The organism is Asanoa sp. NPDC049573, from assembly GCF_040676615.1.
Classification (GTDB): Bacteria; Actinomycetota; Actinomycetes; order Mycobacteriales; family Micromonosporaceae; genus Asanoa.
In genome coordinates this window covers 217,086-240,154 of the sequence record NZ_JBFAPI010000012.1, presented here as the reverse complement: position 1 = coordinate 240,154, position 23,069 = coordinate 217,086, and the positions used below count along the sequence as shown (strand labels likewise).

General features: G+C 72.5%; 24 protein-coding genes and 1 pseudogene. 10 read left to right on the top strand and 15 right to left on the bottom strand.

Going from position 1 to position 23,069, the window contains the following annotated elements; translation table 11 throughout:
* Positions 1-5: 5 nt before the first annotated feature.
* Positions 6-767, bottom strand: coding sequence for a hypothetical protein (locus AB0J74_RS25835; RefSeq protein ID WP_363452202.1), 762 nt, complete (start codon positions 765-767; stop codon positions 6-8).
* A gap of 122 nt (positions 768-889) precedes the next feature.
* Between AB0J74_RS25835 and AB0J74_RS25830 the strand changes: the two genes are divergently transcribed.
* Positions 890-1,309 (top strand): hypothetical protein, encoded by a 420-nt coding sequence (locus AB0J74_RS25830; protein WP_363452200.1) that lies wholly within the window; start codon positions 890-892, stop codon positions 1,307-1,309.
* A gap of 15 nt (positions 1,310-1,324) precedes the next feature.
* Here the strand turns inward: AB0J74_RS25830 and AB0J74_RS25825 are convergent, their stop codons facing one another.
* Positions 1,325-1,582 (bottom strand): DUF1684 domain-containing protein, encoded by a 258-nt coding sequence (locus AB0J74_RS25825; protein WP_363452198.1) that lies wholly within the window; start codon positions 1,580-1,582, stop codon positions 1,325-1,327.
* Positions 1,583-1,968: 386 nt separating this feature from the next.
* Here AB0J74_RS25825 and AB0J74_RS25820 point away from each other — a divergent pair, with 386 nt between their 5' ends.
* The gene (locus AB0J74_RS25820; protein ID WP_363452196.1) at positions 1,969-2,265 is read left to right on the top strand and encodes a hypothetical protein; all 297 of its coding nucleotides are present in this window, start codon (positions 1,969-1,971) and stop codon (positions 2,263-2,265) included.
* A 68-nt stretch (positions 2,266-2,333) separates the two neighbouring features.
* Here AB0J74_RS25820 and AB0J74_RS25815 read toward each other — a convergent pair whose 3' ends face one another.
* Positions 2,334-2,933 carry a DUF1684 domain-containing protein gene (locus AB0J74_RS25815; RefSeq protein ID WP_363452194.1) on the bottom strand — a complete coding sequence of 200 codons (600 nt, stop codon included), beginning with the start codon at positions 2,931-2,933 and terminating at the stop codon, positions 2,334-2,336.
* Positions 2,934-3,010: 77 nt separating this feature from the next.
* On the opposite strand from AB0J74_RS25815, the gene AB0J74_RS25810 reads away from it, so the two are divergent.
* Together AB0J74_RS25810 and AB0J74_RS25805 are read left to right on the top strand one after the other, a co-directional pair.
* Positions 3,011-3,484, top strand: coding sequence for a MarR family transcriptional regulator (locus tag AB0J74_RS25810; protein ID WP_363452192.1), 474 nt, complete (start codon positions 3,011-3,013; stop codon positions 3,482-3,484).
* A gap of 10 nt (positions 3,485-3,494) precedes the next feature.
* The gene (locus tag AB0J74_RS25805) at positions 3,495-4,484 is read left to right on the top strand and encodes a pirin family protein (RefSeq protein WP_363452190.1); all 990 of its coding nucleotides are present in this window, start codon (positions 3,495-3,497) and stop codon (positions 4,482-4,484) included.
* 55 nt (positions 4,485-4,539) lie between these two features.
* Here AB0J74_RS25805 and AB0J74_RS25800 read toward each other — a convergent pair whose 3' ends face one another.
* Positions 4,540-4,671 carry a hypothetical protein gene (locus AB0J74_RS25800; protein ID WP_363452188.1) on the bottom strand — a complete coding sequence of 44 codons (132 nt, stop codon included), beginning with the start codon at positions 4,669-4,671 and terminating at the stop codon, positions 4,540-4,542.
* Positions 4,672-4,837: 166 nt separating this feature from the next.
* On the opposite strand from AB0J74_RS25800, the gene AB0J74_RS25795 reads away from it, so the two are divergent.
* Positions 4,838-6,400, top strand: coding sequence for a phospholipase D-like domain-containing protein (locus AB0J74_RS25795; protein WP_363452186.1), 1,563 nt, complete (start codon positions 4,838-4,840; stop codon positions 6,398-6,400).
* Here AB0J74_RS25795 and AB0J74_RS25790 read toward each other — a convergent pair.
* The 3 genes from AB0J74_RS25790 to AB0J74_RS25780 form a co-directional block, all read right to left on the bottom strand.
* Positions 6,397-7,536: a methyltransferase domain-containing protein gene (locus AB0J74_RS25790; RefSeq protein ID WP_363452184.1), complete on the bottom strand. Its 1,140-nt coding sequence runs from the start codon at positions 7,534-7,536 to the stop codon at positions 6,397-6,399. The genes AB0J74_RS25795 and AB0J74_RS25790 overlap by 4 nt on opposite strands.
* Positions 7,533-8,750, bottom strand: coding sequence for an aminoglycoside phosphotransferase family protein (locus AB0J74_RS25785; protein ID WP_363452182.1), 1,218 nt, complete (start codon positions 8,748-8,750; stop codon positions 7,533-7,535). Before AB0J74_RS25785 ends, AB0J74_RS25790 begins: the two co-directional genes overlap by 4 nt.
* 87 nt (positions 8,751-8,837) lie before the next feature.
* Positions 8,838-9,179 (bottom strand): hypothetical protein, encoded by a 342-nt coding sequence (locus AB0J74_RS25780; RefSeq protein ID WP_363452180.1) that lies wholly within the window; start codon positions 9,177-9,179, stop codon positions 8,838-8,840.
* Between the two features lie 60 nt (positions 9,180-9,239).
* On the opposite strand from AB0J74_RS25780, the gene AB0J74_RS25775 reads away from it, so the two are divergent.
* A complete protein-coding gene (locus AB0J74_RS25775) occupies positions 9,240-9,731 on the top strand; it encodes a metallophosphoesterase (protein ID WP_363452178.1) in 492 nt (163 codons plus the stop codon).
* Between the two features lie 563 nt (positions 9,732-10,294).
* Here the strand turns inward: AB0J74_RS25775 and AB0J74_RS25770 are convergent.
* The 5 genes from AB0J74_RS25770 to AB0J74_RS25750 form a co-directional block, all read right to left on the bottom strand.
* Positions 10,295-11,329 carry a serine hydrolase gene (locus AB0J74_RS25770; RefSeq protein WP_363452242.1) on the bottom strand — a complete coding sequence of 345 codons (1,035 nt, stop codon included), beginning with the start codon at positions 11,327-11,329 and terminating at the stop codon, positions 10,295-10,297.
* 85 nt (positions 11,330-11,414) lie between these two features.
* On the bottom strand, positions 11,415-12,524 hold the full coding sequence (locus AB0J74_RS25765) for a serine hydrolase (RefSeq protein WP_363452176.1): 1,110 nt from the start codon (positions 12,522-12,524) through the stop codon (positions 11,415-11,417).
* A 53-nt stretch (positions 12,525-12,577) separates the two neighbouring features.
* Positions 12,578-13,831: a cation:proton antiporter gene (locus tag AB0J74_RS25760; protein ID WP_363452174.1), complete on the bottom strand. Its 1,254-nt coding sequence runs from the start codon at positions 13,829-13,831 to the stop codon at positions 12,578-12,580.
* Positions 13,828-14,496, bottom strand: a complete 669-nt coding sequence (locus AB0J74_RS25755; protein ID WP_363452172.1) for an HAD family hydrolase — start codon at positions 14,494-14,496, stop codon at positions 13,828-13,830. Before AB0J74_RS25755 ends, AB0J74_RS25760 begins: the two co-directional genes overlap by 4 nt.
* The gene (locus AB0J74_RS25750; protein WP_363452170.1) at positions 14,493-16,526 is read right to left on the bottom strand and encodes a SpoIIE family protein phosphatase; all 2,034 of its coding nucleotides are present in this window, start codon (positions 16,524-16,526) and stop codon (positions 14,493-14,495) included. Before AB0J74_RS25750 ends, AB0J74_RS25755 begins: the two co-directional genes overlap by 4 nt.
* Before the next feature lie 135 nt (positions 16,527-16,661).
* Between AB0J74_RS25750 and AB0J74_RS25745 the strand changes: the two are divergent.
* A pseudogene (locus tag AB0J74_RS25745) lies at positions 16,662-17,372 on the top strand (hypothetical protein); the annotation flags it as partial.
* 522 nt (positions 17,373-17,894) lie between these two features.
* Here AB0J74_RS25745 and AB0J74_RS25740 read toward each other — a convergent pair.
* A complete protein-coding gene (locus tag AB0J74_RS25740; protein WP_363452168.1) occupies positions 17,895-18,107 on the bottom strand; it encodes a hypothetical protein in 213 nt (70 codons plus the stop codon).
* Positions 18,108-18,206: 99 nt separating this feature from the next.
* On the opposite strand from AB0J74_RS25740, the gene AB0J74_RS25735 reads away from it, so the two are divergent.
* The 3 genes from AB0J74_RS25735 to AB0J74_RS25725 are packed head-to-tail and all read left to right on the top strand — an operon-like array spanning position 18,207 to position 20,693.
* The gene (locus AB0J74_RS25735; RefSeq protein WP_363452166.1) at positions 18,207-18,935 is read left to right on the top strand and encodes a hypothetical protein; all 729 of its coding nucleotides are present in this window, start codon (positions 18,207-18,209) and stop codon (positions 18,933-18,935) included.
* Positions 18,936-18,973: 38 nt separating this feature from the next.
* Positions 18,974-20,209: an MFS transporter gene (locus tag AB0J74_RS25730; RefSeq protein WP_363452164.1), complete on the top strand. Its 1,236-nt coding sequence runs from the start codon at positions 18,974-18,976 to the stop codon at positions 20,207-20,209.
* A gap of 49 nt (positions 20,210-20,258) precedes the next feature.
* Positions 20,259-20,693 (top strand): Rid family hydrolase, encoded by a 435-nt coding sequence (locus AB0J74_RS25725; protein WP_363452162.1) that lies wholly within the window; start codon positions 20,259-20,261, stop codon positions 20,691-20,693.
* A gap of 1 nt (position 20,694) precedes the next feature.
* On the opposite strand, the gene AB0J74_RS25720 is transcribed toward AB0J74_RS25725, so the two are convergent.
* On the bottom strand, positions 20,695-21,282 hold the full coding sequence (locus tag AB0J74_RS25720) for a GNAT family N-acetyltransferase (protein WP_363452160.1): 588 nt from the start codon (positions 21,280-21,282) through the stop codon (positions 20,695-20,697).
* A gap of 23 nt (positions 21,283-21,305) precedes the next feature.
* Complete coding sequence (locus tag AB0J74_RS25715) at positions 21,306-23,060, bottom strand: serine hydrolase domain-containing protein (RefSeq protein WP_363452158.1); 1,755 nt, start codon at positions 23,058-23,060, stop codon at positions 21,306-21,308.
* Positions 23,061-23,069 lie beyond the last annotated feature (9 nt).

Below are 23,069 nucleotides of genomic sequence, written 5' to 3'. Positions count from 1 at the left end.
CCGGGTCAGTCGCGGCGGCGGGTGGCCAGGAGCTGCCAGGGGCGGCGCGGCCGCGGCACCGCCGGCGGTGGCGGGTTGTCGAACGCGGCCGCGGTCACGTCGGCGACCAGTTCGACCAGGTCTGGCCCGTAGGCCTGTGGTTCGCGGACCCGCAGTACGAGGCAGAACGGGGAGCGGTCCCCGTACAGGCGATGTAGTTCCTGGTGGTGGCCGGCCAGATAGCGGGCGGCGGCGAGGTTGGTCACCGAGGTCTGCCCGACGATCAGGAACAGCGGGTGTGCGGTCGGCGCGGCGCGGGCGACCAGGACGTGGGCCTCGTGGTGCGCGCGGTGTTCGAAGACCTCCCCGGCGACCCGGAACGGCACGGTGCTGCCGCCCTCGCCGTAGGTCGACACCCGCACCCCGGGCAACAGCGCCGCGAGGTGGGCGGTGGTGCGGGGGTTGCTTTCCGCGCCGCCGACGCAGAACTCGGTGACCTTGCCCAGCTCCTTGGGCGCCTCGGACGCCGGCACGACGTCGGCCCGGGCGCCGCACTCCTTGACGATCGCGCCCAGCTCGACCAGCGCGGCCACGTCGTTGCGGTGCACGCTGGCCGCCTGGGGCGACGACCAGTGCTTGCCGACGACCAGCAGGCTCGGCGCGCCGGCCCGCAGCCCGAAGAAGCCGCGCATCCGGGCCAGTCGCCGCTGGGCGACCAACCGCTGCACCAGCCACGCCGCCGCCGCGGCGAGCATGCTCGCCACCAGATTGATCGCCAGATCCCGCACGCCGCCCACAGTAGACGGGCGGCCGCTCAACGGATTCGTCGCGGGCGACCAGCACGACTCGATTTCGCTCGGTCGTTATCCCGCATACATTCGGGATGATCCCGCCTACATAGGAGCGCCTCGTGAACCTATCCGATATGCCCTCTTTGCTCGGGCGGCTGTACGAGCGGCTCCGGACTGCGGGATTCACCGTGACCTCCGAACAGAGCGGCGGGATGGGAGGGCTGGAGGTCATCCTGAGCGGGTCCATCGCCGGCTCCACCGGCAGCGTCCCGGCAGAGGTGGACATGAGTTCCGATCGCGGCCATTCGGTGGTAACCGTTCGCCTGGGAGAAATGGAACACTGGATCATCCCCGGAGTATGGGCGTCCTATCTCGACAGCATTCCGGTCGACATCGACCCGGAAAGAGCAACGGAATTCCTCGGGAACCGTCTTTCGGACATGGCGGACGCCTACCTGGCCGATGACGACATCGAGTCGAAGCTGGTGGCGATCGGTGAGCAGTTCATGCGTGCACGGAGCGCTGCTTACGAGTTCTAGCTCCGGGCCGGGCGCTCAGTGGTAGTTCAGTTCCCCCGCCTCGATCGGCGCGGCCAGGCGGTTCTCCTCCGGCGCGAGCGGGCAGGCCCAGCGGTCGTCGTACGCGCAGCTCGGGTTGTGGACCTTGGGTTGTTGAACGACCTCACGCCTGCGGGCTTGCGGACCAAACGTCGACCATGCCTTACCGCTTGAATGTTGGATCGTTTCCCGCGATGTGACGCCGGCATCCTGCTCGACCGCTGGCTCGAACTCGGCATGCCGGGCAGGGAGCAATGGCGCGCCCCATGGTCCTGGCCAACGAGGCACTTGATCAGGGATGTGGTCGGCACGTCCAGAACAGCGTTGGCTCCGGCGTGTTGCGCAGTCGGGCGTGTCGCCCGACGAGGGGACCTCTCCCCGGCTACGTACATGCTCGAGCATGTACGTACATGTGCAGGCATGTACGGGACGACAGACCGCCCAGCTCCACCACGACACGCCCGACGAAATGACACGCCCGCGGTCCCGCCGGCACCCCACCAACAAGCACGCAAATGCCGTTGCATCGCGGCCTTCCGAGGCAGAGTCGTGATCTTGCCTCGGGCGAACTGATCTGATCGAATGCGATCTTGATCAAGACTGAGTTTACGGCTCAGTTCGGCGACTGACCGGGGACGAAAATGGGATGGCGCGAGAACCTTCATGACGCGGCCGAACGACAGCGCGCGGCCGAGCGTGAGCAGCAAGCCCCGCTGAACGCGGCCGGAACCGAGAAGCTGATCGACCTGAGTGACCGGATCGCTCGAAAGACCCGAACCACGGGCGCCCGATGGAAGATCTGGAAAGAAGCATGGATCGGCACTGATGAGCTGGAACCGCAATGGATCCAGCTGGCCATTCTCGGGGAGTTGCGCGCCATTCGCGAAGAGCTGACCGCCCAGCGGCGCGCGGCGGAGGATCAGCGGGACGCGGAGTAAAGCATGCGTTGAGAGGCCGGGCGGAGTAGTGAGATTTCCGAGGGCAACGACGTTGGCCGTTAGGACAGCTAGCCCGCGGCGCTGCTGTGGTAGTTCAGTTCCCCCGCCTCGATCGGCGCGGCCAGGCGGTTCTCCTCCGGCGCGAGCGGGCAGGCCCAGCGGTCGTCGTACGCGCAGCTCGGGTTGTAGGCGTAGTTGAAGTCGAGCCGCACCCGATCGGAGCCGAGCAGCACCAGGCCGCGGCCGAACGTGCCCTTGACCGTGTCGGTCAGGTAGCGGCCGCCGCCGTAGGTGCGCGGGCCGGCGGTGCCGTCGCGGAAGGGCAGGAACAGGCCGCCGCCGTACGCCTCGATCCACCAGAGCGTCAGCGGCCCCCACGGCGTTTCGGCGATCCCGGCGCGCCGGTAGCTCACCACGCCGTCCGGGCCGCCGGTGTCGATCCGCTCGCCGCCGGTGGCCGGTCGCACCGGGACCTCGACGACAGCGTCCGGGTTCTCGTCGAAATAGTGCAGGCCCTGGAACGCCGGCCGCTCGTCCGCCGGGATCGGCGACTGGGGGTGCGTCGCGAACATGGCGTCCCGCCCGTCGCGGAACCCGCTGAGGTCGGCGTCGGAGAGATAGAGGGCGGCCACCCGCTCGCGCCAGTCGGCCAGATCAAGGTCATCCACATCACCCAGCCTAGGGAATGAAACCCCGCCCGACTTAGTTGTTCGAATTTGAAAGACCTAGTACGGTCGGAGGTGTGATGAGCGACGTGCGGTCGTTGACCCCAACAGAGATGGCCGCCTGGCGTGCCGTCATCGAGTCGAGCCAGCGCTTGCTGACCCAGCTCGAAGACGACCTGCGGGAGACGAGCGAGCTGAGCTTCGCCGACTACCACGTGCTGGTGCTGCTCTCCGAGGCGCCGCGGCAGCGGCTCCGGATGGGCGAGCTCGCCAACAAGCTGATCTTTTCCCCCAGCCGCCTCACCTACCACGTGGGCACGATGGAGAAGCGCGGCCTGGTCGCCCGGCAGCCCTGTCCCGACGACCGGCGCGGCAGCGAGGCCGTGCTCACCGAGGCCGGGCTGAGCGCCCTGCGCGAAGCCGCACCCCACCACCTGCGCTCCGTGCGCCGGCACTTCGTCGACGCGCTGGACGACGCCGAGCTCGCCGAGCTCAACACGATCTTCACCCGCTTGGGCGAGCGGCTGATCGCCGCCCGAGCGCAGTCCCGTTAGGAGAACAGCCATGCCAGCCGTCACCGTCGAAGACGTCCTCGTCCTGCCCCGCCTGCCCAAGCTCGACCCGGCCACCACGGCTTTCCGCCCGGTCAAGTCGCTGACCACCGCGCCGAGCGGCTTCGAGGGCGAGGGCTTCCCGGTCCGCCGCTCCTTCGCCGGTGTGGCCCTGAGCGACCTCGACCCGTTCATCCACCTCGACCAGATGGGCGAGGTCGACTACGCGCCCGGTGAGCCGAAGGGAACGCCGTGGCACCCGCACCGCGGGTTCGAGACGGTGACCTACATCATCGACGGCATCTTCGACCACCAGGACTCCAACGGCGGCGGCGGCACGATCACCAACGGCGACACCCAGTGGATGACGGCGGGCTCCGGCCTGCTGCACATCGAGGCGCCGCCGGAGCACCTCGTGATGAGCGGCGGCCTGTTCCACGGCCTGCAGCTCTGGGTCAACCTGCCCCGCGCCAAGAAGATGAACCCGCCGCGCTACCAGGACATCCGCGGCAAGGAGTCGGCCCTGCTGACCACCCCCGACGGCGGCGCGCTGGTCCGGGTGATCGCCGGTGAGATCGACGGCCACGCCGGCCCGGGCAGCACGCACACCCCGATCACCATCACCCACGTGACGGTGCAGCCGGGTGCCGAGGTCCAGCTTCCCTGGCGGGCCGACTTCAACGCCCTGCTCTACGTGCTCGGCGGCCGGGGCACGGTCGGCGCCGACAAGCGCCCGATCCACACCGGCCAGCTCGCGGTGCACGGCCCCGGCGACGCGCTGCGCTTCACCGCCGACCTGCAGCAGGACTCGCACACCCCCGCGCTCGACCTCTACATCATGGGCGGCGAGCCGATCCGTGAGCCGGTCGCACACTACGGCCCGTTCGTGATGAACACCCGGGCCGAGCTGATGCAGGCGTTCGAGGACTACCAGGCCGGTCGCCTCGGCGTCATCCCGGCGGCCCGCCTCCCGCACTCCGCGGGCGAGGGCGACCGCCCCTGAGACGAGGCCCGCGCGCTCCGGCCGTCCCCCCGTCCGGAGCGCGCGGCCCTCTGCTCTAAGCGGTTACTAAAAAGATCGCGATCACACCCAGGATCACCATTATGAGTACGGCGAGGAGCAGACCCTGTTCGCTGTTGGCTTCCCGGGTGCGGCTTTCCGACTCGGGGGAGATGATCTCGCTGCTCATCGGGGCCTCCTTACCTGCCGTCCTTCGACAATGACGGTAGGCGCGCCGTTGCGGAGAGAAATCGCGGTTTCGCGCCAGCGTCGTAAGTTCTGTGTCAACGTGTCCTGCCGTCCCCGAGCGTGCGCGCCGGGTGTGAACATCGAGCGACCTGGGAAAAGCCCCAAGGATGCCGATGGAGGACTGGTTTCTCACCAGGTCGGAGCGCGGCAATCCCGCCTCGGACCTACCCAACTGGAGCGAAGGCAACCGATGTGAGCCGTTGGTTCACGGAGCGACCTACTTCGCCGACCTCGCGCGTACCGTCGATGCCCTCGAGAAAGGCGATCATCTCTTTTTCACGGACTGGCGCGGCGACCCCGACGAACGGCTGCTGCCCGACGGCCCGACCGTCGCCGGCCTGTTCGCGGCCGCCGCCGAGCGGGGCGTGGTCGTCAAGGGTCTGATGTGGCGCTCCCACCTCGACAAGCTGCAATACAGCGAGGAGGAGAACCGGCACCTGGGCGACATGGTCGAGGCCGCTGGCGGCGAGGTGCTGCTCGACCAGCGGGTCCGGCGGGGCGGCTCACACCACCAGAAGATGGTGGTGATCCGGCGCCCGGGTGGTGACGTGGCCTACGCGGGTGGCATCGATCTCTGCCACAGCCGCCGCGACGACGCCCGGCACCTGGGCGACCCGCAGCCGGTGACGATGTCCCGGGCCTACGGGGAGCGGCCGCCCTGGCACGACGTCCAACTCAAGCTGCGCGGGCCGGTGGTCGACGTGCTCGACCGGGTGTTCCGGGAGCGCTGGGACGACCCGACGCCGCTGGACACCGAGAAGCCGCTGGCCCAACTGCGCGACCGGCTGAGCCACGCCGACCTGAACGCCGACCCCTTGCCGGCGCGCCCGCCCGTACCCCCGGCCGCCGGCCCGCACGCGGTGCAGGTGCTGCGCACCTATCCGGCCGTCCGGCCCCGCTATCCGTTCGCACCCGACGGGGAGCGCACGGTCGCGCGCGGCTATGCCAAGGCGGTCCGCCGGGCCCGCCGGTTGATCTACCTCGAAGACCAGTATCTGTGGTCGACCGAGGTGGCCCGGCTGTTCGCCCGGGCCCTGCGCGACAACCCCGACCTGCACCTGATCGCGGTGGTGCCGCGCCATCCCGACCTCGACGGCCGGCTGGCGCTGCCGCCCAACCAGGTCGGCCGGGAAATCGCCCTGCGGCTGTGCCGCGAGGCGGCGCCCGACCGGGTGCACGTCTTCGACCTGGAAAATCATTCCGGGACGCCGGTGTACGTACACGCGAAGGTGTGTGTCATCGACGACGTGTGGGCGAGTGTCGGTTCGGACAACCTCAACCGTCGTTCGTGGACGCACGACAGTGAGCTGTCCTGCGCGGTCCTGGACTCGACGTTGGACGAGCGGGCTCCGTTGGATCCCGGCGGCCTGGGTGACGGCGCCCGCGTCTACGCCCGCGATCTGCGGCTGCGGCTGATGGCCGAGCACCTGGACGCCGACTCCGCGCCGATCGATCCCGCGGCGGCGGTTGCCGCCATGACCGCCTCGGCCGCGGCGCTGGAGAGCTGGCACCGGGCGGGTCGCGTCGGCCCGCGGCCGCCTGGCCGGTTGCGCCCGCACACGCCGGAACGCCTGCCGCTGCGTACGCGGCTCTGGGCTATACCGCTCTACCGCCTGGTCTACGACCCGGACGGGCGCCCGCTGCGGCAGCGGCTGCGCGGCACCTTTTAACGGATCAAGGACCATTCCCGGGGTACGTAGATCGGCGCGGCCGGGTCGCCGGCGAGCACCAGCGGGGCCCGCCATCGCTCGATGCCCGGCCGGCCCGCGTCGAGCCAGCGGTCGAGCAGGATGCCGGCGTCGTCGGCGTACTCGGCGGCGTGCTCGCCGGCCGCGAGGATCGAGCCGTCGGCCCGGATCGCCGCGCCGCCGGCGCGGGTCTCGTCGACCAGCACGCAGCCCGACCCGCCGTCGAACGGGCCGCCGGTCGCCCGCCGGTCCCAAGCTCCGACCGCGAACCACAGGTCGTGGTAGCGCAGCCCGTCGAGGGCCTGGGGCCAGCGCGGCGGGATCTGCACCGAGGCCGTGACGCCGTCGGGCACCCGGATCGGGTCCGGATGCGCCCACGGATAGCGCGCCGCCAGCGGCCCGGCCGCCGCCATGAAGCCCGCGCCGCACACCCCGTCGGCCCAGACGTCGTCGGTCGCCGGCCAGCCCGGCTCGGCGCGACGCCGGGCGGCCTCGGCCCACACCCGCAGGACGGGGTTGTTGCCGGCGTGGGCGACGGGTGCCAGCATCAGCCCGCCCGGCACCAGTTGGGCCAGCCAGTGCGGCGAGACCCCGGTGATGCCGACGGTCACGATGATCCGGTCGTAGGGCGCGCCGCTGGGATCACCGAGGTAGCCGTCGCCGACCCGGACCCGCGCGCCGGTCACGCCCGCTTCCCGCAGTGCCCGTGCCGCCCGCGCGGCCACGTCGGGCTGCACGTCGACGCTGGTCACGTCGGCTCCGATGTGGGCCATCAACGCCGCGTTGTAACCGGTCCCCGCGCCGATCTCCAACACCCGCATCCCCGGCGCGATGCTCAGTTCCTCGATCATCAACGCCATCAGGGACGGTTGGCTCGACGAGCTGACCGGCCGCCCGTTGTCGAACTTGGTCACCAGGGCGTCGTTGCGGTAAGCGCCGGCCAGGAACCCCTCGTCGCCCGGCCGCAGGAACCCGGCATCGCCGAGATGGAAGCCGTCCGCGAGAAAGAGTTCGCGCGGGACGCTGGCGAAGGCCTGGATCAGGTCGTCACGGGTGAGACCGCCGTCGTCGCGCAGCACGTCGACCAGACGCTCGCGGAGGGCGGACACGTCGGTCATGCACCTACGGTATGCCGCCCGGCCGCCTGCCGCGCCTCTCGAAGGCACCGCGGCACGTCGGCCGCGTGGTAGGGGTGCTCCGATTGCTCGATGTTGGCCAGGAAATTGGCGTAGACGGCGGCCGACCGCAACGCGGCCACGGGCCGCAGCGCGGCGATCGCCGCGTCAGGGTCGCACCCGGGGACGTCGGCGCGCCAGCGCGCGGACCAGGCCGCCCGCAGGCCGGTTGCCTCGGCGTCGCTGACGCTCTCGGTGAGCCGCAGGATGTCGAACACCGGGCTGCCGGCGAACGCGTCACCCCAGTCGATCACGGTTGGCTCGTCGTCGCCGCTGACCCGGGTGTTGCCCGGGTGCAGGTCGCCGTGCACGAGGGTGTCCGGCAATCCACACGCGTCGGCTTCGGCTTTGGCGAGGCGCTCGTCGAGGTCGGGAAGGACGTCGTCGACGGCGGGCAGGTGCGGCGCGAGCATCGTGCGGATCCAGTGGGCCAGCCGCGGGCCGCGGTGGTCGGGCAGGCCGGCCGCGACCAGCGCGTCGAGGTCCTGTGCGGCGGTGACCTGGATGCCGTGTGCGATCACGCCGATCCGGTGGCGGCCTTGGACGTCGGCGTCGTACCAGTCTTCGCCCGGCACGTGGGCGAGCAGCAGGCGGCCTTCGTCGCCTTCGCCGATCAGCCGCGGTGCCCGCCCGGCCGCGTGCTCGCCCAGCCAGCGCAGCACGGCGCCCTCGTGCCGGAAGAAGTGCGGCACCTGTTTGAGCCAGGCCTGGTGCCCGCCGTCGGCGTCGAGCCGCCAGATGGCCGACAGGTTCCAGGTGCGGTGCTGGTGAGCGGTGAGGCCGGCCCAGCCCAGGTCGGTGAGGCGTTCGGTGGCCCATCGGATGCTGGCGTCGGGCCCGCCCGGCCGGGCGTAGGGCGCCCGGTTCTTCGCGGGCGCCGTCACCGCGTCGATGTCGACACCGGCCTCGGCCAGCGGCACGAGCACCTTCGGCGGGTTGGCGCACTCGGCCACATAGGTCACCGTGCCACCGGGCATCGTCGGCCGATCGGCGCTGAGCAGCCGCAGGACGGTGACGTCGATCCCGAAGTGCACCCGCGCACCGTCGACGACGTCGGCGGCTTCCTGCCACCAGGGCACCGCCACCGGATAGGCCGGCAGCACCCCCAGGGGCGAGCCGTCACCATCCACGAGAACCAGCCGGGCGAAGCGAGTCACGGCCCGTGACGCTAGCCGTCACCGTCCCGGACCGCGACCCGGTTTAGCCAGCGCGGGGGCGGGCTGCCGTTCGGCCGGAGCGCCCGGCTAGCCGGTTTCGCGGAGTTCGGTGACGACCGGGCGTGCCGGCTCGCCGGGGCCGATGGGTTCCGTCAGGCCGAGGAGATCCTGGCGGGCGTTGAGCAGCACCATGATCAGTTCGTCTAGGCGGGCGGGGGTCAGGCCGTAGCGGCCGATCGGGAGCGCCGAGAGCACCGTGGGTGGGGTACCCGCGTCGATCGCCTGGCCGAGCGTCAGCACGACCTGGTCGGGAGTGCCGCCGCAGTGGTCGAGTTGGGCCAGGAACTGGTTGGCCACCTCGACCCGGGGCATGCCGTCGGCCACCCAGTGCACGGGCGCCTCGGGCCGGGCGTAGTCATTGGTGCTCACCTATCGACCATGACACATGTGCCGCCCCACCGCACAGTGGCGCGGGTTAGCGTTTGGGGTGTGCTGGTCGTCATCATGTCGGACACTCACCTGCCCAAGCGGGCGAAAGACCTCCCTGCTCCACTATGGATGATCGTTGACGAGGCCGACGTGGTGGTGCATGCCGGCGACTGGGTCGAGGTCGACCTCCTGGACCAACTCGAAGCGCGGTCGCGCCGGCTGATCGGCGTCTACGGCAACAACGACGGCCCGGCGCTGCGCGCGAGGCTGCCCGAGGTGGCCCACGAGACCCTCGACGGCCTGCGCCTGGCCGTGGTGCACGAGACCGGCCAGGCGACCGGCCGGGAGGCGCGCTGCGCCGCCCGCTTCCCGGACACCGACGTGCTGATCTTCGGCCACTCGCACATCCCGTGGGACACCACGGCGCCGGGCGGCCTGCGCCTGCTCAACCCGGGCTCACCCACCGACCGCCGCCGCCAGCCCCACCACACCTTCATGACCGCCGAGATCACCAACGGCGCGCTGACCGACGTCGCCCTGCACCGGCTCTAGTTCCGCGTGGATCGCTCTCATGACGATGAGTACCGCGCGGACGGCCAACGGTTCACCTATCGGTCGCGACGAATGAGATCATGCCCGCCTGGCCGCGCACACAGCGGACCTGCCGGCGGCCCATCGCCCCAGTGCGGAGGCCTCTCGGCGCCCGACACCGTCGTGGAGGCCCGTCGGCGCCCGGCGCCGTCGCGCAGTGCGGAGGCGTCTCGGCGCCCGACACCGTCGTGGAGGCCCGTCGGCGCCCGGCGCCGTCGCGCAGTGTGGAGGCCCGTCGGCGCCCGGCGCCGTCGCGCAGTGTGGAGGCCCGTCGGCGCCCGGCGCCGTCGCGCAGTGTGGAGGCCCGACGGCGCCCGGCGCCGTCGCGTAGCGCGGAGGCCCGACGGCGCCCGGCGCCATCGCCCAGTGCGGAGGCCTCTCGGCGCTCGGCGCCATCGCCCAATGCGGAGGCCTCTCGGCGCCCGGCGCCGTCGCGGGGTCGTGGGGGCCGCCCGTCCGGGCGGTCATCCCGGACGGACGGCTCGGGGTAGCGCCCGGGGCGTCGCTGGGCGCACACCGATGAACTAGCCGGCGAACGCCGAAGCCTCGCGCGCGACCGGGCCGGTGCGGTCGCCGGGGATGCCGTTCACCGCGTCCAGGAAGGCGCGACCCATGCGGGAGCGGGCGCGCACAGCCGGATGGGTGGAACCGAAGTTGGCGGCGCCCGATTGGCCGTCGGCGAAGATCGAGTAGGTCAGGACCGGGGCGCCGCCGCGGTCGAAGATGATGCCGGCCTCGTGTCGGGAGGAGCCGAACCAACCCGCCTTTGTCGCGATCCGGCCGCGTTCCAAAGAGGACATTTCGCGGCGGATGCCGTCCGTGAAGGCGATCGGTGACCGCAGCCGCGACAGGATCGCCGCCGTTGACGTCGCGGAGAGGAGGGCGCCGGCCGACAGGCGGCGGAGCAGGGTGTGTGTTTCGCGCGGGGTGGTGCGGCCCATGTAGTAGCGGTGCGGGTCGGACACCGTCTGGACCTGGGTCCTGGTGAAGCCCTTCGCCCTCAGGATCCTGTTGATTTCCGCCGCCGGGACGACCTCGCCGCACAGGCGGGCGGCCACGTCGTCGGAGACCGTGAGGAGCGCGGACAGGACATGACCCAAAGTGACCGCGCTCGGGTACGCGCCGTCCAGGCGGAAGATGCCGTCGCTGTCGCCGGCCGCGATCGCCGCCGTTACGTTGACGCGCTGGGTCAGCTTCAGTTGGCCCCGGTCGACCTTGTCGAGCACCGCCACCGCGACCGCGATCTTGTTGACGCTGTAGGCCTCGACGAGCGTGTCCGGCTGGTCCGTCACCGCGACCTCGCTGGACCCGGCGACCGTCACCAAAGCCTGCCAGTTGCCGCCCGCCGCGGCGCTCTCGCGCGAATAGACCTGGCGGACCGTGCGGGCCGCGGCCAGCGGTGTCGCCCGCGCGTCCGGCGAGCCGACCGGCACAGCGGGTGCCGCCGCGGCGCCCGACGGGAGGCCGAGCACCGCCCCGACGGTCGCCATCGATCCGAGTCCTAATGCGGTGCGGCGGTCAAGCGACGTACCCATAAACCCCCCTTTATGGACAGACATCCGATTCAAGCACGAATCGGACGATCAGGAGGGGGAGGTCGCAGAACGGGCGGCGCGCAACGAGGCGCGCCGCCCGAAAGACGCGTTATCCGCCGTTGGACGGCCGGTAGCGCGGCGCCCGCGCGGCCCGCACCGCCTGGTCGCCGCTCAGCGCGTCCACGGTGTCCAGGAACGCCCGGCCCATCGCGGCCCGGGCCGCCACCGCGGGATGGGTCGCGCCGAAGTCTTCGGCACCGGCCTGGCCGTCGGCGAAGATCGCGTAGGTCAGCAGCGGCGCACCCGCCGGGTCGAAGATGATGCCGGCCTCGTGCCGCGCGAAGTCGAACCAGCCCGCCTTCGTCGCGATCCGCAGCCGCTCGTCGGACGACATCTCGCGCCGGATGCCGTCGGTGAACGCGATCGGCGCCCGCAGCCGCGACAGGATCGCGGCCGTCGACGTGGGGGAGAGCAGCGTGCCGGCGACCAATCGCTGCAACAGCGTGTGCGTCTCCCGCGGCGTCGACCGACCCAGGAAGAAGCGGTTGGGGTTGGCCACCGGCTCGACCTGGGTCTGCGGGAAGCCCTTCGCCACCAGGATCTCGTTGATCTCCGCGGCGGGTGCGACCAGGCCGCAGAGCCGCACGGCCGTGTCGTCGGAGACGGTCAACAGCGCCGCGAGTACGTGGCCAAGGGTGACCGAACTGGGGTAGGCGCCGTCGAGGCTGAAGATGCCGTCGCCGCCGGGCACCACGATCGCCTCGGTGACGTCGACCCGCTGGTCGAGCGCCAGCAGCCCGCGGTCGACCTTGTCGAGCACCGCGGTGGCGACCGCGATCTTGTTGACGCTGTAGGCCTCGAGCACCGTGTCGGGCTCGTCCGAGACGGCGACCTCGCTGGACCCGGCGACCGTCACGAAAGCCTGCCAGTTGCCGCCGGCCTCGGCGGTCTCGCGGGCATAGATCCGACCGACCTTGCGCGCCGCGCGCAACGGCGTCGGTTCAGCCGCCGACCCAGCGGACGCGCCAGACGTTCCAGACCCGCCCGACCCGCCGGAACCGCCCGACGCCCCGGACCCGCCCGCGCCGCCGGACCCGGCGGACGCACCACCGCCACCCGACGGAGCCGCCGCCGCGACCGCCGGCAGGCCGAGGACGGCGCCCGCCGTCGCCATCGTGCCCAGCCCGAGTGCGGTGCGCCGGTTGAGATGTGAAGCCATGGACAGAACCCTCCCCGTTGGACGATGAACGTCCATCCAAGCATCGATCCGGATCACCCGCCGTCCCGCGCCAGCGCGGTCCGCTCGCCCCGGCGGTCCAGCAGCGCCATGACCGGCGTCGCGGCGATGCCGTGCACCACCACGGAAACCACGACGGCCAGCCCCACCGTCGCCCAGACCACCGCCACACCGGGGAACTGCGCGTGTGACGTCGCGTACGCCAGGTAATAGAACGATCCGATGCCGCGGATGCCGAACATCCCGATGACCCAGTGCTCGGCCGGCCGCCCGGGCCCGCCGCGCAGCGCGAGCCACCCCGCGAGCGGCCGGACCACGAACACCAGCGCCACCGCGACCGCCGCCGCGGGCCAGGTCAGCGGCCCGAGCAGCCCGCCGACCACCGCGCCGCCGAAGAGCAGCAGGAGCAGCACGGTCAGCAGCCGCTCGATCTGCTCGGCGAAATCGTGCAGCACCTGGTGGTACTCGTGCGAGCGCTCCGCCGACCGGATCGCCCGGGCCGCGACGAAAACCGCGAGAAAGCCATAACCGCCAACCACTTCGACCAGGCCGTACGCCAGAAAGGTCGCGGCCAGCGCCAGGAACCCCTCGGAATGCCGCGCCAACCGCAGCGTCTCCGACCGGGCCCGGAAGAACAGCCGCCCGAGCAGCTTGCCGATCACCAGCCCGCCGACGACGCCGGCCACTCCCTTGTAGAGCACGTCCACCTTGACCCACTCGGTGAACCAGGAGGCGGAGCCCCCGGCGATCAGGATCGCGGCGAACACGAACGGGAACGCCAACCCGTCGTTGAGTCCCGCCTCCGAGGTCAGCGCGAACCGGACCTCGTCCTCCGAGTCCTCCTCGTCGGTCGGCTCGCCCACCTGCACGTCGGAGGCCAGCACCGGGTCGGTGGGCGCCAGCGCGGCGCCGAGCAGCAGCGCGGTCGCCGGCACCAGGCCGGCCCACCACCAGCCGAGCAGCGCGACCGCCGCGATGGTCAGCGGCATCGCGATCGCCAGCAGCCGCCAGGTCGACGACCAGCGGCGCCAGCCCAGCGGCCGGTCGATCTTCAGCCCGGCACCCATCAGCGCGACGATCACGCCGATCTCGGTCAGGTGGGTGGCCACCGCCGGGTAGCGGATCGGGTCCGGCGTCGGCAGGCCGGTGGGCAGGGCGAACACCAGCACGCCGAGTAGCAGGAACGCGATCGGCATCGACAGCGGACGGCGCTCGACCAGCCGGGGCAGCACGCCGGCCAGCAACGCACCGACGCCGAGGACCGCGAACGCGGCGGCGGTGGCGCTCACGCCAACGACAGCGGAGACTCGTCCAGGTGGGCCAGCAGGTCGGCCGGGTCCTCGTACACCGCGACCGCGCCGGCACCGGCGAGTTCGGCCCGCGCGGTGCCGCCGCAGGTGAGCGCGACGCACGGCAGACCGAGCTTGGCGCAGGCGGCCACGTCCCAGACGGAGTCTCCGACGTAGACGGCCCGCGCGGTGTCGAGCGAGAGCAACCGCAGGGCCGCCTCGATGATGTCCGGCTCAGGCTTGGAGCGCTCGGCGTCCCCCGACGAGGTCGCGCCGTCGATCCAGGTGTCGGCGTCGAGCGCGGCCCGCATCGCGGCCAACTCCTGCGGCGTCGCCGAGGACGCCAGCGCCACCCGTTGCCCGCGCTCGTGGCAGGCCCGCAACAGGTTGGCCGCGCCGGGCAACGGCCGCAACCGCGCCAGGTACGGCGCGTAGCGCTCTTCGTGCACCGCCCGCACCAGATCGTCGTTGGACCGGTCGCGCTCGCTGCCGAGCAGATGGTCGAGCAAGCGGTCGGAACCCATCCCGACGGCCCGGTGGATCTGGGCGATCGGCACGTCGTGGCCGCCGGCCCGGAAGCCCTCCCACCACGTGACGGCGTGCAGGTAGGTGCTGTCGATCAGCGTGCCGTCGACATCGAAGAGGACGCCCGCGGGTGGAGTCATGAGACTCCGATACCCCGGATGCCGATCTCGAACCAGACGGTCGAGCCGCGCACGGCGGGATCGGTGCCCCAGGCGTCACTCAGCTCTTCGATCAGCCCGAGGCCGCGCCCGCGGCTGCTGAGTGTCTCGGCGTGGGCGCGGCTGACCGCGCCGCGGGTGCCGCTGTCGGAGACCGCGACCAGGAGCCGCTCGGCGCTCAGGTCGACCTGCACACGCGCGGCCGTGCCGGCGTGCAGCAGCGCGTTGGTGGTCAGTTCGCTCGCGCACAGCACCGCCGCGCCGATCACCTGCTCGGGCACGTGCCAGGCGGCGAGTTGCGCCGACATCCAGTGCCGGACCCGGCCCGGCGCGGTCGGTTCGGCTGGGATCTCCATGCCCGCCGACCGGCTCGGCGCGGTCGCGTGCTCGACGGCCAGCACCGCCACGTCGTCGTCCGTGGTGCCGCCGACGGCGGCAGAGGCAAGGGCGCACAGCGTACGAGGGTCCCCGCCGGCCGCTCCGGCCACGGTCGCCGCCAGCTTCTCCAGCCCCGCGCCCAGGTCGAGCCCGCGCCGCTCGACCACGCCGTCGCTGAACAACAGCAACGTGTCGCCGGGAGCGAGGGTGGCGACCGCCGCCCGGCGGGCGCCGCCCAGCCCGAGCGGCGTGCCCGGCGGCACGTCGAGATAGCCGGCGCTCCCGTCGGCGTGCCGAACCAGCGGCGGCGGGTGCCCGGCCGTGGCCACGGTCAGCCGGCCGTCGCGTTGGATCACCGCGTAGGCCACCGTGACGAACAGTTCGTCGGTGCCGGCCTCGGTGCCCAGGCTGGCGACCAGGCGGTCGAGGCCGGTCAGCACCGTGGTCGGCGTCGGGTCGGTCAGCGCCAGCGCCCGCAGCGCCGCCCGCACCTGACCCATCAGGGCCGCCGCCCGCACGTCGTGCCCGGCCACGTCGCCGAGCACGGCCGCGAGCCGACCGCCGGGCAGCAGGAACGCGTCGTAGAAGTCACCGCCGGCCGCGTTGCCGTCGACGCCCGGGTCGTAGCGGGCCGCGAGCCGGAACCGCGGGTCGTCGGGCAGGTTCTCCGGCAACATGCTGCGTTGCAGCAACTGCGCGGTGCCGTGCTGGTTCTCGAAGCGGCGGGCCCGCTCGGCCGCCTGCGCGACCAGCTTGCCGGCCGCGGTCAACAGCGCCCGCTCGGCCGCCGACCAGGGGTGCTGGTCGTGCCGGCCGACGGTCAACGCACCCCGCAACGAGGGTGTACGCAAGGGGAGCGCCGCGAGCGCACGGACCTTCTCGTCGTGTCGATCCTGGGCCGCCTCGCGCAGCGGGTGGCCGTCGGCGGTGAACCGCGCGAGCCCGGCGCCCGCGGCGACGGCCAGCGGCGCGACCGAGTCGGCCGGGATCCGCCGCCAGACCGGCGGCAGCCGCTCGTCAGCGTCGTCGAGCACCTCGCCGCGCACCCGGCGGACCACCCGCCAGTCGTCGCCGTCGTCGACGCCGAACGCCACCTGTTGCACGTCGGGGGAGGACAGGCCGTAACGCAGCGCGACCCGGGCCACCTCGTCGAGGGTGAGCGTGCCGGCCAGCGCCTCGGCCAACTCACTGAGCCCCTGCAGGCGGTGCGCGACCGGCACCGGCTCGACCGCGACGACCAGCACGCCGGCGATCCGCCCGGCGCTGTCGCGGACCGCGGACAGGCCGCGGGTGGGCAGCGCCGGGTCGGGCTCGTCGTCGCTGATCAACGGCCACTCGCTGGCACGGGGCGCGAACCCGGTGTGCAGGGTCTCGCGGACCGCCTCGCCGGCCGGGCCGTCCCAGGCCGGGCCGAACGCCTCGGCCGCCGGCGCACCGTAGGCATCGGGGTGGCGCTCGCCGAGGAGCTGCCCGTACGCCTCGTTGTAGATCAGGCGCAGCCGGTCACCGTGCAGGAACGCCATCGCGACCGGCGAACCGAGCACCAGGTCGACGACGGCCAGCAGGCCCGGGTCCCAGCCGTCGGACGCGGACACCCCGACGGGCGGGGTGTGCGACGCGCCGGACCCAGACATGCCAGCAGCGTAACCGCCGCGTGGCGGAGCGGCGCGCCGACGGCGGCGCGGGACGGGACCGCTACCGGGATTGCCGCGAGCCGCCTTCGGGTAATGCCGTCGGCTGAACACCCACCCCCCGACGGAAGGTCTGACATGGACATCGGTGACGCCCTCACCGACATGTGGCGGTCAGTGCTGCTCTTCGTGCCGAAAGCGCTGGCGTTCCTGGCGATCCTGCTGGTCGGCTATCTGATCGCGCGGGTCGTCCGCCGCCTGGTCGACACGTTGCTGACCCGGGTCGGTTTCGACCGGGCGGTCCAGCGGTCCGGGATCGGCCGGCGGCTGGCCACGACGCGCTACGACGCCAGCGACATCCTGGCCCGGCTCGCGTACTACGCGATCCTGCTGTTCGCCCTGCAGTTGGCCTTCGGGGTCTGGGGCCCGAACCCGATCAGCGACCTGATCTCGGCGGTGGTCGGCTGGCTGCCCCGGGCTTTCGTCGCGATCGTGATCGTCGTGGTGGCCACCGCCATCGCCAGCGCGGTCCGGGACCTGATCAACGGCGCGCTCGGCGGACTCTCGTACGGCAAGCTGATCGCGACCGTGGTCTGGGTGTTCATCGTCGGTCTGGGCGTGATCGCGGCGCTCAACCAGGTCGGCATCGCCACCACCGTGACCACACCGGTGCTGATCGCGGTGCTGGCGACGATCGCCGGCATCCTGATCGTCGGGGTCGGCGGCGGCCTGGTCCGGCCGATGCAGGGCCGCTGGGACCGCTGGCTCGACCGGATGGCCACGGAGTCCGCGGTGATCCGCGAGCGGGCGCAGGCCTACCAGACGGAGAAGGCCGACGCCGAGCGGCGCCGGATCGAGGAGGAGCGGCAGGCCGAGGAGCAGGCCCGCGCGGCCCGCGAGGAAGCCGCCCGGGTGGCGGCCGAACGCGAGGCGGCCGAGGCGGCGGCTCGGGCCGAAGCGGAACGGGTCGAGGCGGCCCGGGTGGAAGCGGAACGGGCCGAGGCGGCCCGGGCGGAAGCCGAGCGGGCCGAGGCGGCCCGGGCGCAAGCCGAGGCGGCTGAGCGGGAAGCGGCCGCGCGGGCCGAGATCGACCGGGCCCAGACCACGGTGATCAGCACCGAGGCGGAGCAGACCCAGGTGATCCCGCGTCCCGAGGACACCCACATCGTGCCTGGCATGGAACCGGCCCCGGTCGAGCCCGAGCCGGCGCCGCGGCCCCGCCGCGGCCGCGGAAAACCCACCACGACATCCACGCGGGAAATGCCGGCGGTCGAGGAGCCGGCGGCTGACGAGGACCCGACGGCGGAACAGACCCAGGTGATCCGGCCGCGCGACGGCCGGGACGGCTAACCGGGTGGGACCGGCCCGCCGCTATTCGATGCTGTCGGCGGCGGGCTGGTGACGCTGGGCGTCATCGACGAGGATGAGCGTCCCGAGCATCATCCCGACCAGGATGCTGAGCAGCCAGGAGTCGTCATGCAGGAGGCGGGCCGCGATCGGCGCCTGCACGGCGATCGCGAGGAAGGCGAGCCAGGCGTAGCGGCGCTGGCTGACCGTGAGAATGCTTGGGGTCGTCTCGCGCATTCACGCAAGTCTGCCCGCCGACCTCGCGGGCACCAGTCGGCCGTTCGGCCGACTTTGACTGACCTGTCCGGATTGGACGGCTGAAGGAAGGTGGCAGCTATGCGGCGGCTGGCCGTACCCCTGCTGGCTGTTCTGCTCCTGGCGGCCTGCACCGCGCCCGGACCGGCGCGGCCGCGGCCACACTGGGCCGCCGAGCCCGCCCGCGGCGCCGCGCCGCTCGGCCACACCGTGCACGGCTCGCGTGACGGCCTCGACGAGGCCACGTTCTCGCTGGTCAGCGGCGTGACGACGCTGATCCTCCGGGTCGACGACCTGGGCGATGACCTTTATGTCGTACGCACACCCGACGGATCGCGGATCGCACCGCGGGTCAACGCCGACGGCGGCGATGTGCGACTGCTGGTCGAGGACACCGGTCAGGCGGGCCCGGCCACCGTCGACGTCGCGCTGCACCGGGCCGTCCGCTGGCACCTGCGCCTCGGCGGCGGCGCCGAAGACGAGCAGGTCGACCTGAGCGGCGGCGACGTCTCCACGGTCGAGTTCGTGGCCGGCGTCGCCCGCATCTCGTTGACGCTGCCCGAACCGCGCGGCACGGTCCCGGTGCGGATGACCGGCGGCGCCGGCGACTTCCAGGTGCGGCTGACCGGCGACGCGCCCGCCCGGGTGCGGGTCGGCGGCGGTGCCGGCAGCCTGGTGATCGACGGTGTCGCCCGCAGCGGCATACCGGGCGGCACGGTCGTCGAGGGCACGGGTTGGTCGTCCGCCCGCGACCGTTACGACATCGACGCGGCGGCCGGGGTGTCGAGCCTGGTGCTGGCCCGGGCCTGAATGCGCGTAGAGAGCGCTCTCGTCACTATCATCGCCCGGTGACGTCCCCCTCGGCGCGCCCGATCCGCGCATCCCTGCTGGTCCTCGCGTATTTCGCGTTCATCAGCCTCGGCCTACCCGACGGCCTGCTCGGCGTGGCCTGGCCGTCGATCGCCGGTGACTTCGGGGTCGCCACCTCGGCCGTCGGCCTGCTGCTGATCGCGTCGACGACCGGCTACTTCATCTCCAGCGTCGCGGCCGGCTTCACCATCGCGCGGGTGGGCGTCGGCTGGCTCCTCGCGTTCAGCACCGCCGCGGCCAGCGCCGCGCTGGCCGGCTATGCCATCTCCCCGGCGTACGCGGTGATGGTCCCGTTCGCCCTTCTCGCCGGTTTCGGTGGCGGCGCGATCGACTCGGGCCTGAACGCCTACGCGGCGGGTGCGTTCGGCGCCAAGCACATGAACTGGCTGCACGCCTTCTTCGGGCTCGGCGTCGCGATCGGCCCGCTCATCATGACCGCGGTGATCAGCGGTGGCCTGAGTTGGCGCTGGGGTTACGGCATCGTCGCGTCCGCGCAGGCCTGCCTGGCGCTCGCGTTCTTCGCGACCGTCCGGCGCTGGGTCCGGCACGGCTCGGTGGCCCCGGTCGCGGTGGCGGCGTCGGGCCCCACGTCGTCCGGCGACGCGGTGGCCACGGCGGTGGCGACCAGGACCGTCGAGAAGGTACGCACCCGCGACACCCTGGCCATCCCCGCCGTCTGGCTGGGCGTGCTGGCGTTCGCGGTGTACGTCGCGGTCGAGGCCGGCGCCGGGTTGTGGGCGTTCCTCCTGCTCACCGAGGCGCGCGGGGTCAGCGCGACGATCGCCGGCCTGTGCGTCTCGCTCTACTGGGGCATGCTGTTCGTCGGCCGGGTCGTGCAGGGCGTGGCGTCCGAGCGGATCAACCCGACGAAGATCCTGGTCGGCAGCCTGTTCGGGATGGCGGCCGGCGCGCTGCTGGTGGCGCTGCCGCTGCACGCCGGTGTGACGATCTTCGGCCTGGCCGTGATCGGCTTCGCGGCGGCCCCGGTCTTCCCACTGCTCACCCTGACCACGGTCGACCGGGTCGGCCAGGCACACGCCGACCGCACGATCGGCATGCAGATCGGCGGCGCGGGCCTCGGCGGCTCCCTCATCCCGTCGGGCATCGGCCTGCTCCTGGGCCACTACGGTGCCGGCGCCCTGGGCACCTGCCTGCTGGTCCTGTCGGTGCTGTTGATCATCTTCTACGCCGCCGCCACCCGCACCCGCGTTTGAATTCCGCCGCGGCGTCAATACCGGCAATGACGCCAGCGGAGGGATTGCCATGTCACCGAACGACGCCCGCACCGAGAACTTCGGCGTGCCCTGGGAAGAGTCCTACGGCTACGTGCAAGCGATCAAACGCGGCGACTCGATCTATGTGTCGGGCCAACTCGCCAACGACGGCGCCGACCTGGTGGCGATGGCGCCGCTCGACGACGAGGGCCAGATCGCCGATGCCGGCAATATGGCCGACCAGATGCGCCAGGCCTACCGCAACGCCGACGTCCTGCTGCGCCGGTTCGGCGCGTCCCTGGACGACGTCGCGGAGGAGGTCATCTACACCCTCGACATCGACGCGGCCTTCCAGGCCGCCGGTCCGGTCCGCAAGGCCGCCTACGGCCGTGCGGACCCTCAGGTGGCCAGCACCCTGGTCGGCGCGACCCGCCTGGCCATCCCGGGTCAGCTCGTCGAGATCAAGATGGTCGCCCGGGTCTGAGTCAGAGGTCGATCCGCATGACGGCCCGTCTGGCCGTCGGGCGGGTGACCTCGGTGAAGCCGGCCGCCGCGAACACGCTGGCGCTGCCGACGAACAATTCCCCGCCGGCGACCTGGCCGGGCTCGACGACGATCGGGTAGCCCTCGACCGCCCGGGCGCCCCGCTCGCGCGCGAACGACACCGCCGCCCCGGCCAGCGCCCGGCTGATGCCCTGCCGCCGGTAGCCGGTCCGGGTCACGAAACAGGTCACCGCCCAGACGCCCGGGTCGGTCCTGTCTTCTTCCTTCCGCCCGGTCCACGGGATGCGGGCCCGCAGCAACCGCTCGTAGGCGATCCGCGGCTCGACCGCGCACCAACCGGCCGGCTCGCCGTCGAGATAGGCGATCAGGCCGCTGGTCTCGGCGGCTCCGGCATCGCCGCAACGGGTCTGTGCCCGCAACCGGTCGACCCGTTCCTGCTTGGGCAGCGACCAGACGTCGCGGGCCTTGAACCACTGGCACTGGCAGTTGGCGGGATCGCCGCGGCTCCCGAACACCGCGGTCAGGTCGGCCTCACTCGCCTCGTTGGCCGGGCGGACTGTGATCGCCATTCGCGCCACACTACCGGCCGCGCTCAGGAGGCGCTGGCCGTCCAGCCGTTGGCGCGGAAGCGGGCGGCGTCCCGCGGGCGGCGGTCGTCGAAGATCGGGCCGGCGGTGCCGGCGGTCACCCGCACACCGTCCACATAGATCCCCCGACCGTGCGGCGCCGCCGCGGTGGTCGCCCGCCAGCGCAGGTTGGTGGTGCCGGCCGGCACCGACGCGTCCGCCGTCAGCCACTGGCGGCCCTCGAAGCCGGTGAACGTGCCGTCGGTGCTCCACCGGTGGCCGGGCGCCCGCAGGCCGAGCGGCAACAGCCGCCAGGTGCGGCCGCCGTCGGAGGACGACTCGACCGCGCCGAGGTCGGTGGACGCCGTGTCGTACCAGAGGTCGAACGAGAGCCGGGCGCCGCCGCGGGGCACGCGCAGCGGGATGGTCAGCGTCGCGGTCGTGTCGTCGGCGGTGCCGGCGAACCAGGCCGTGCGGCCCTGGGTCGGGCGCACCGGCAGGGCCATCGCCAGGTCGCTGCCGACGGCGGCGCGCGACGGGTTGTTGTTGCCCCACTCCCGGGTCGGGTGCACCCGGTTGGTGAGCAGGATCGCGAACGAGTGGGCCAGCGGGTCGATCACGATCGAGGTGCCGGTGAAGCCGGTGTGCCCGGCGGTCACCGGGGAACTGAGCGCGCCCATGTAGCGCCGCTGGTCCAACTCGAAACCCAGACCATGATCATGCGTCGGGTACGCCTGGTTGACGTTCGTGAACAGCGAGCGCGTCGACTCCGCGGAGAGGATCCGGGCCCGGCCGTAGACGCCGCCGTTCAGCAGCGCCTGCGCCAGGGTCGCCAGGTCGCGCGCGGTCGCGAAGAGCCCGGCGTGGCCGGCGATCCCGCCGAGGCAGTACGCGTTCTCGTCGTGCACGCTGCCCCACACCAGGCCGCGGCCGGGCTCGAACTCCTCGGCGGCGATCCGGGGCCGGAGCCGGGCCGGCGGGTTGAACATCGTCTCCCGCATGCCCAGCGGGCCGGTGATCCGCTCCGCGATCACCCGGTCGAGGCGCTGCCGGGTGACCGTCTCGATCACCTTGCCGAGCACCATCATGTTCGTGTCCGCGTACAGGAACACGGTGTCGGGTGGGCTCGTCGGCTTGATGCCGAGCACCGCGGCCCAGCGCTCGGCGTCGGAGTCGTAGGTGCACAGCGAGGGCGTCGGGTCCGCCGGCAGGCCGGAGGTGTGCGTCAGCAGGTTGCGGATGGTGATGTCGGACTTGCCCTCGGCGGCGAACGCCGGCAGATAGCGCACCACCGGCGCGTCCAGCCCGATCCGGCCGGCCTCGATCAGTCGCACCGCGACGACGGCGGTGAACAGCTTGGTCATCGACGCGATGTCGAAGATGGTGTCGCGGCGCATCGGGATCCACCGGTCGCGCGGCAGGTCCGTGCCGGCGGCGTCGGCGTACCGCAGCGCGAAGCCGGCCGCGTCGTGCGCGACCAGCACGCCGTCGTGCCCGGCCAGGGCGACCGCGCCCGGATACATCGGGTGGGTGGGGGAGGGCTCGAGGAACGACGCGATCGTGTCCTGGATCCGGTCGACGTAGCGCGGGTTGAGGCCGGCCTCGCGGGCCGTGCCGTAACGCAGCGCCAGCGGCGGCCGGGCGAAGCGGATGTCGGCACCGGTCACCGTCGGCGGTCCCGGCGCGTCGGGCGGTGCGACGACGGCCGAGGCCGGCGTCGCGGCCAGGGCGGCGACGGCGGTCACCGCCGCGAGGGCGCGCAACACGTTTCCGAATCGCATCGCGGTCAG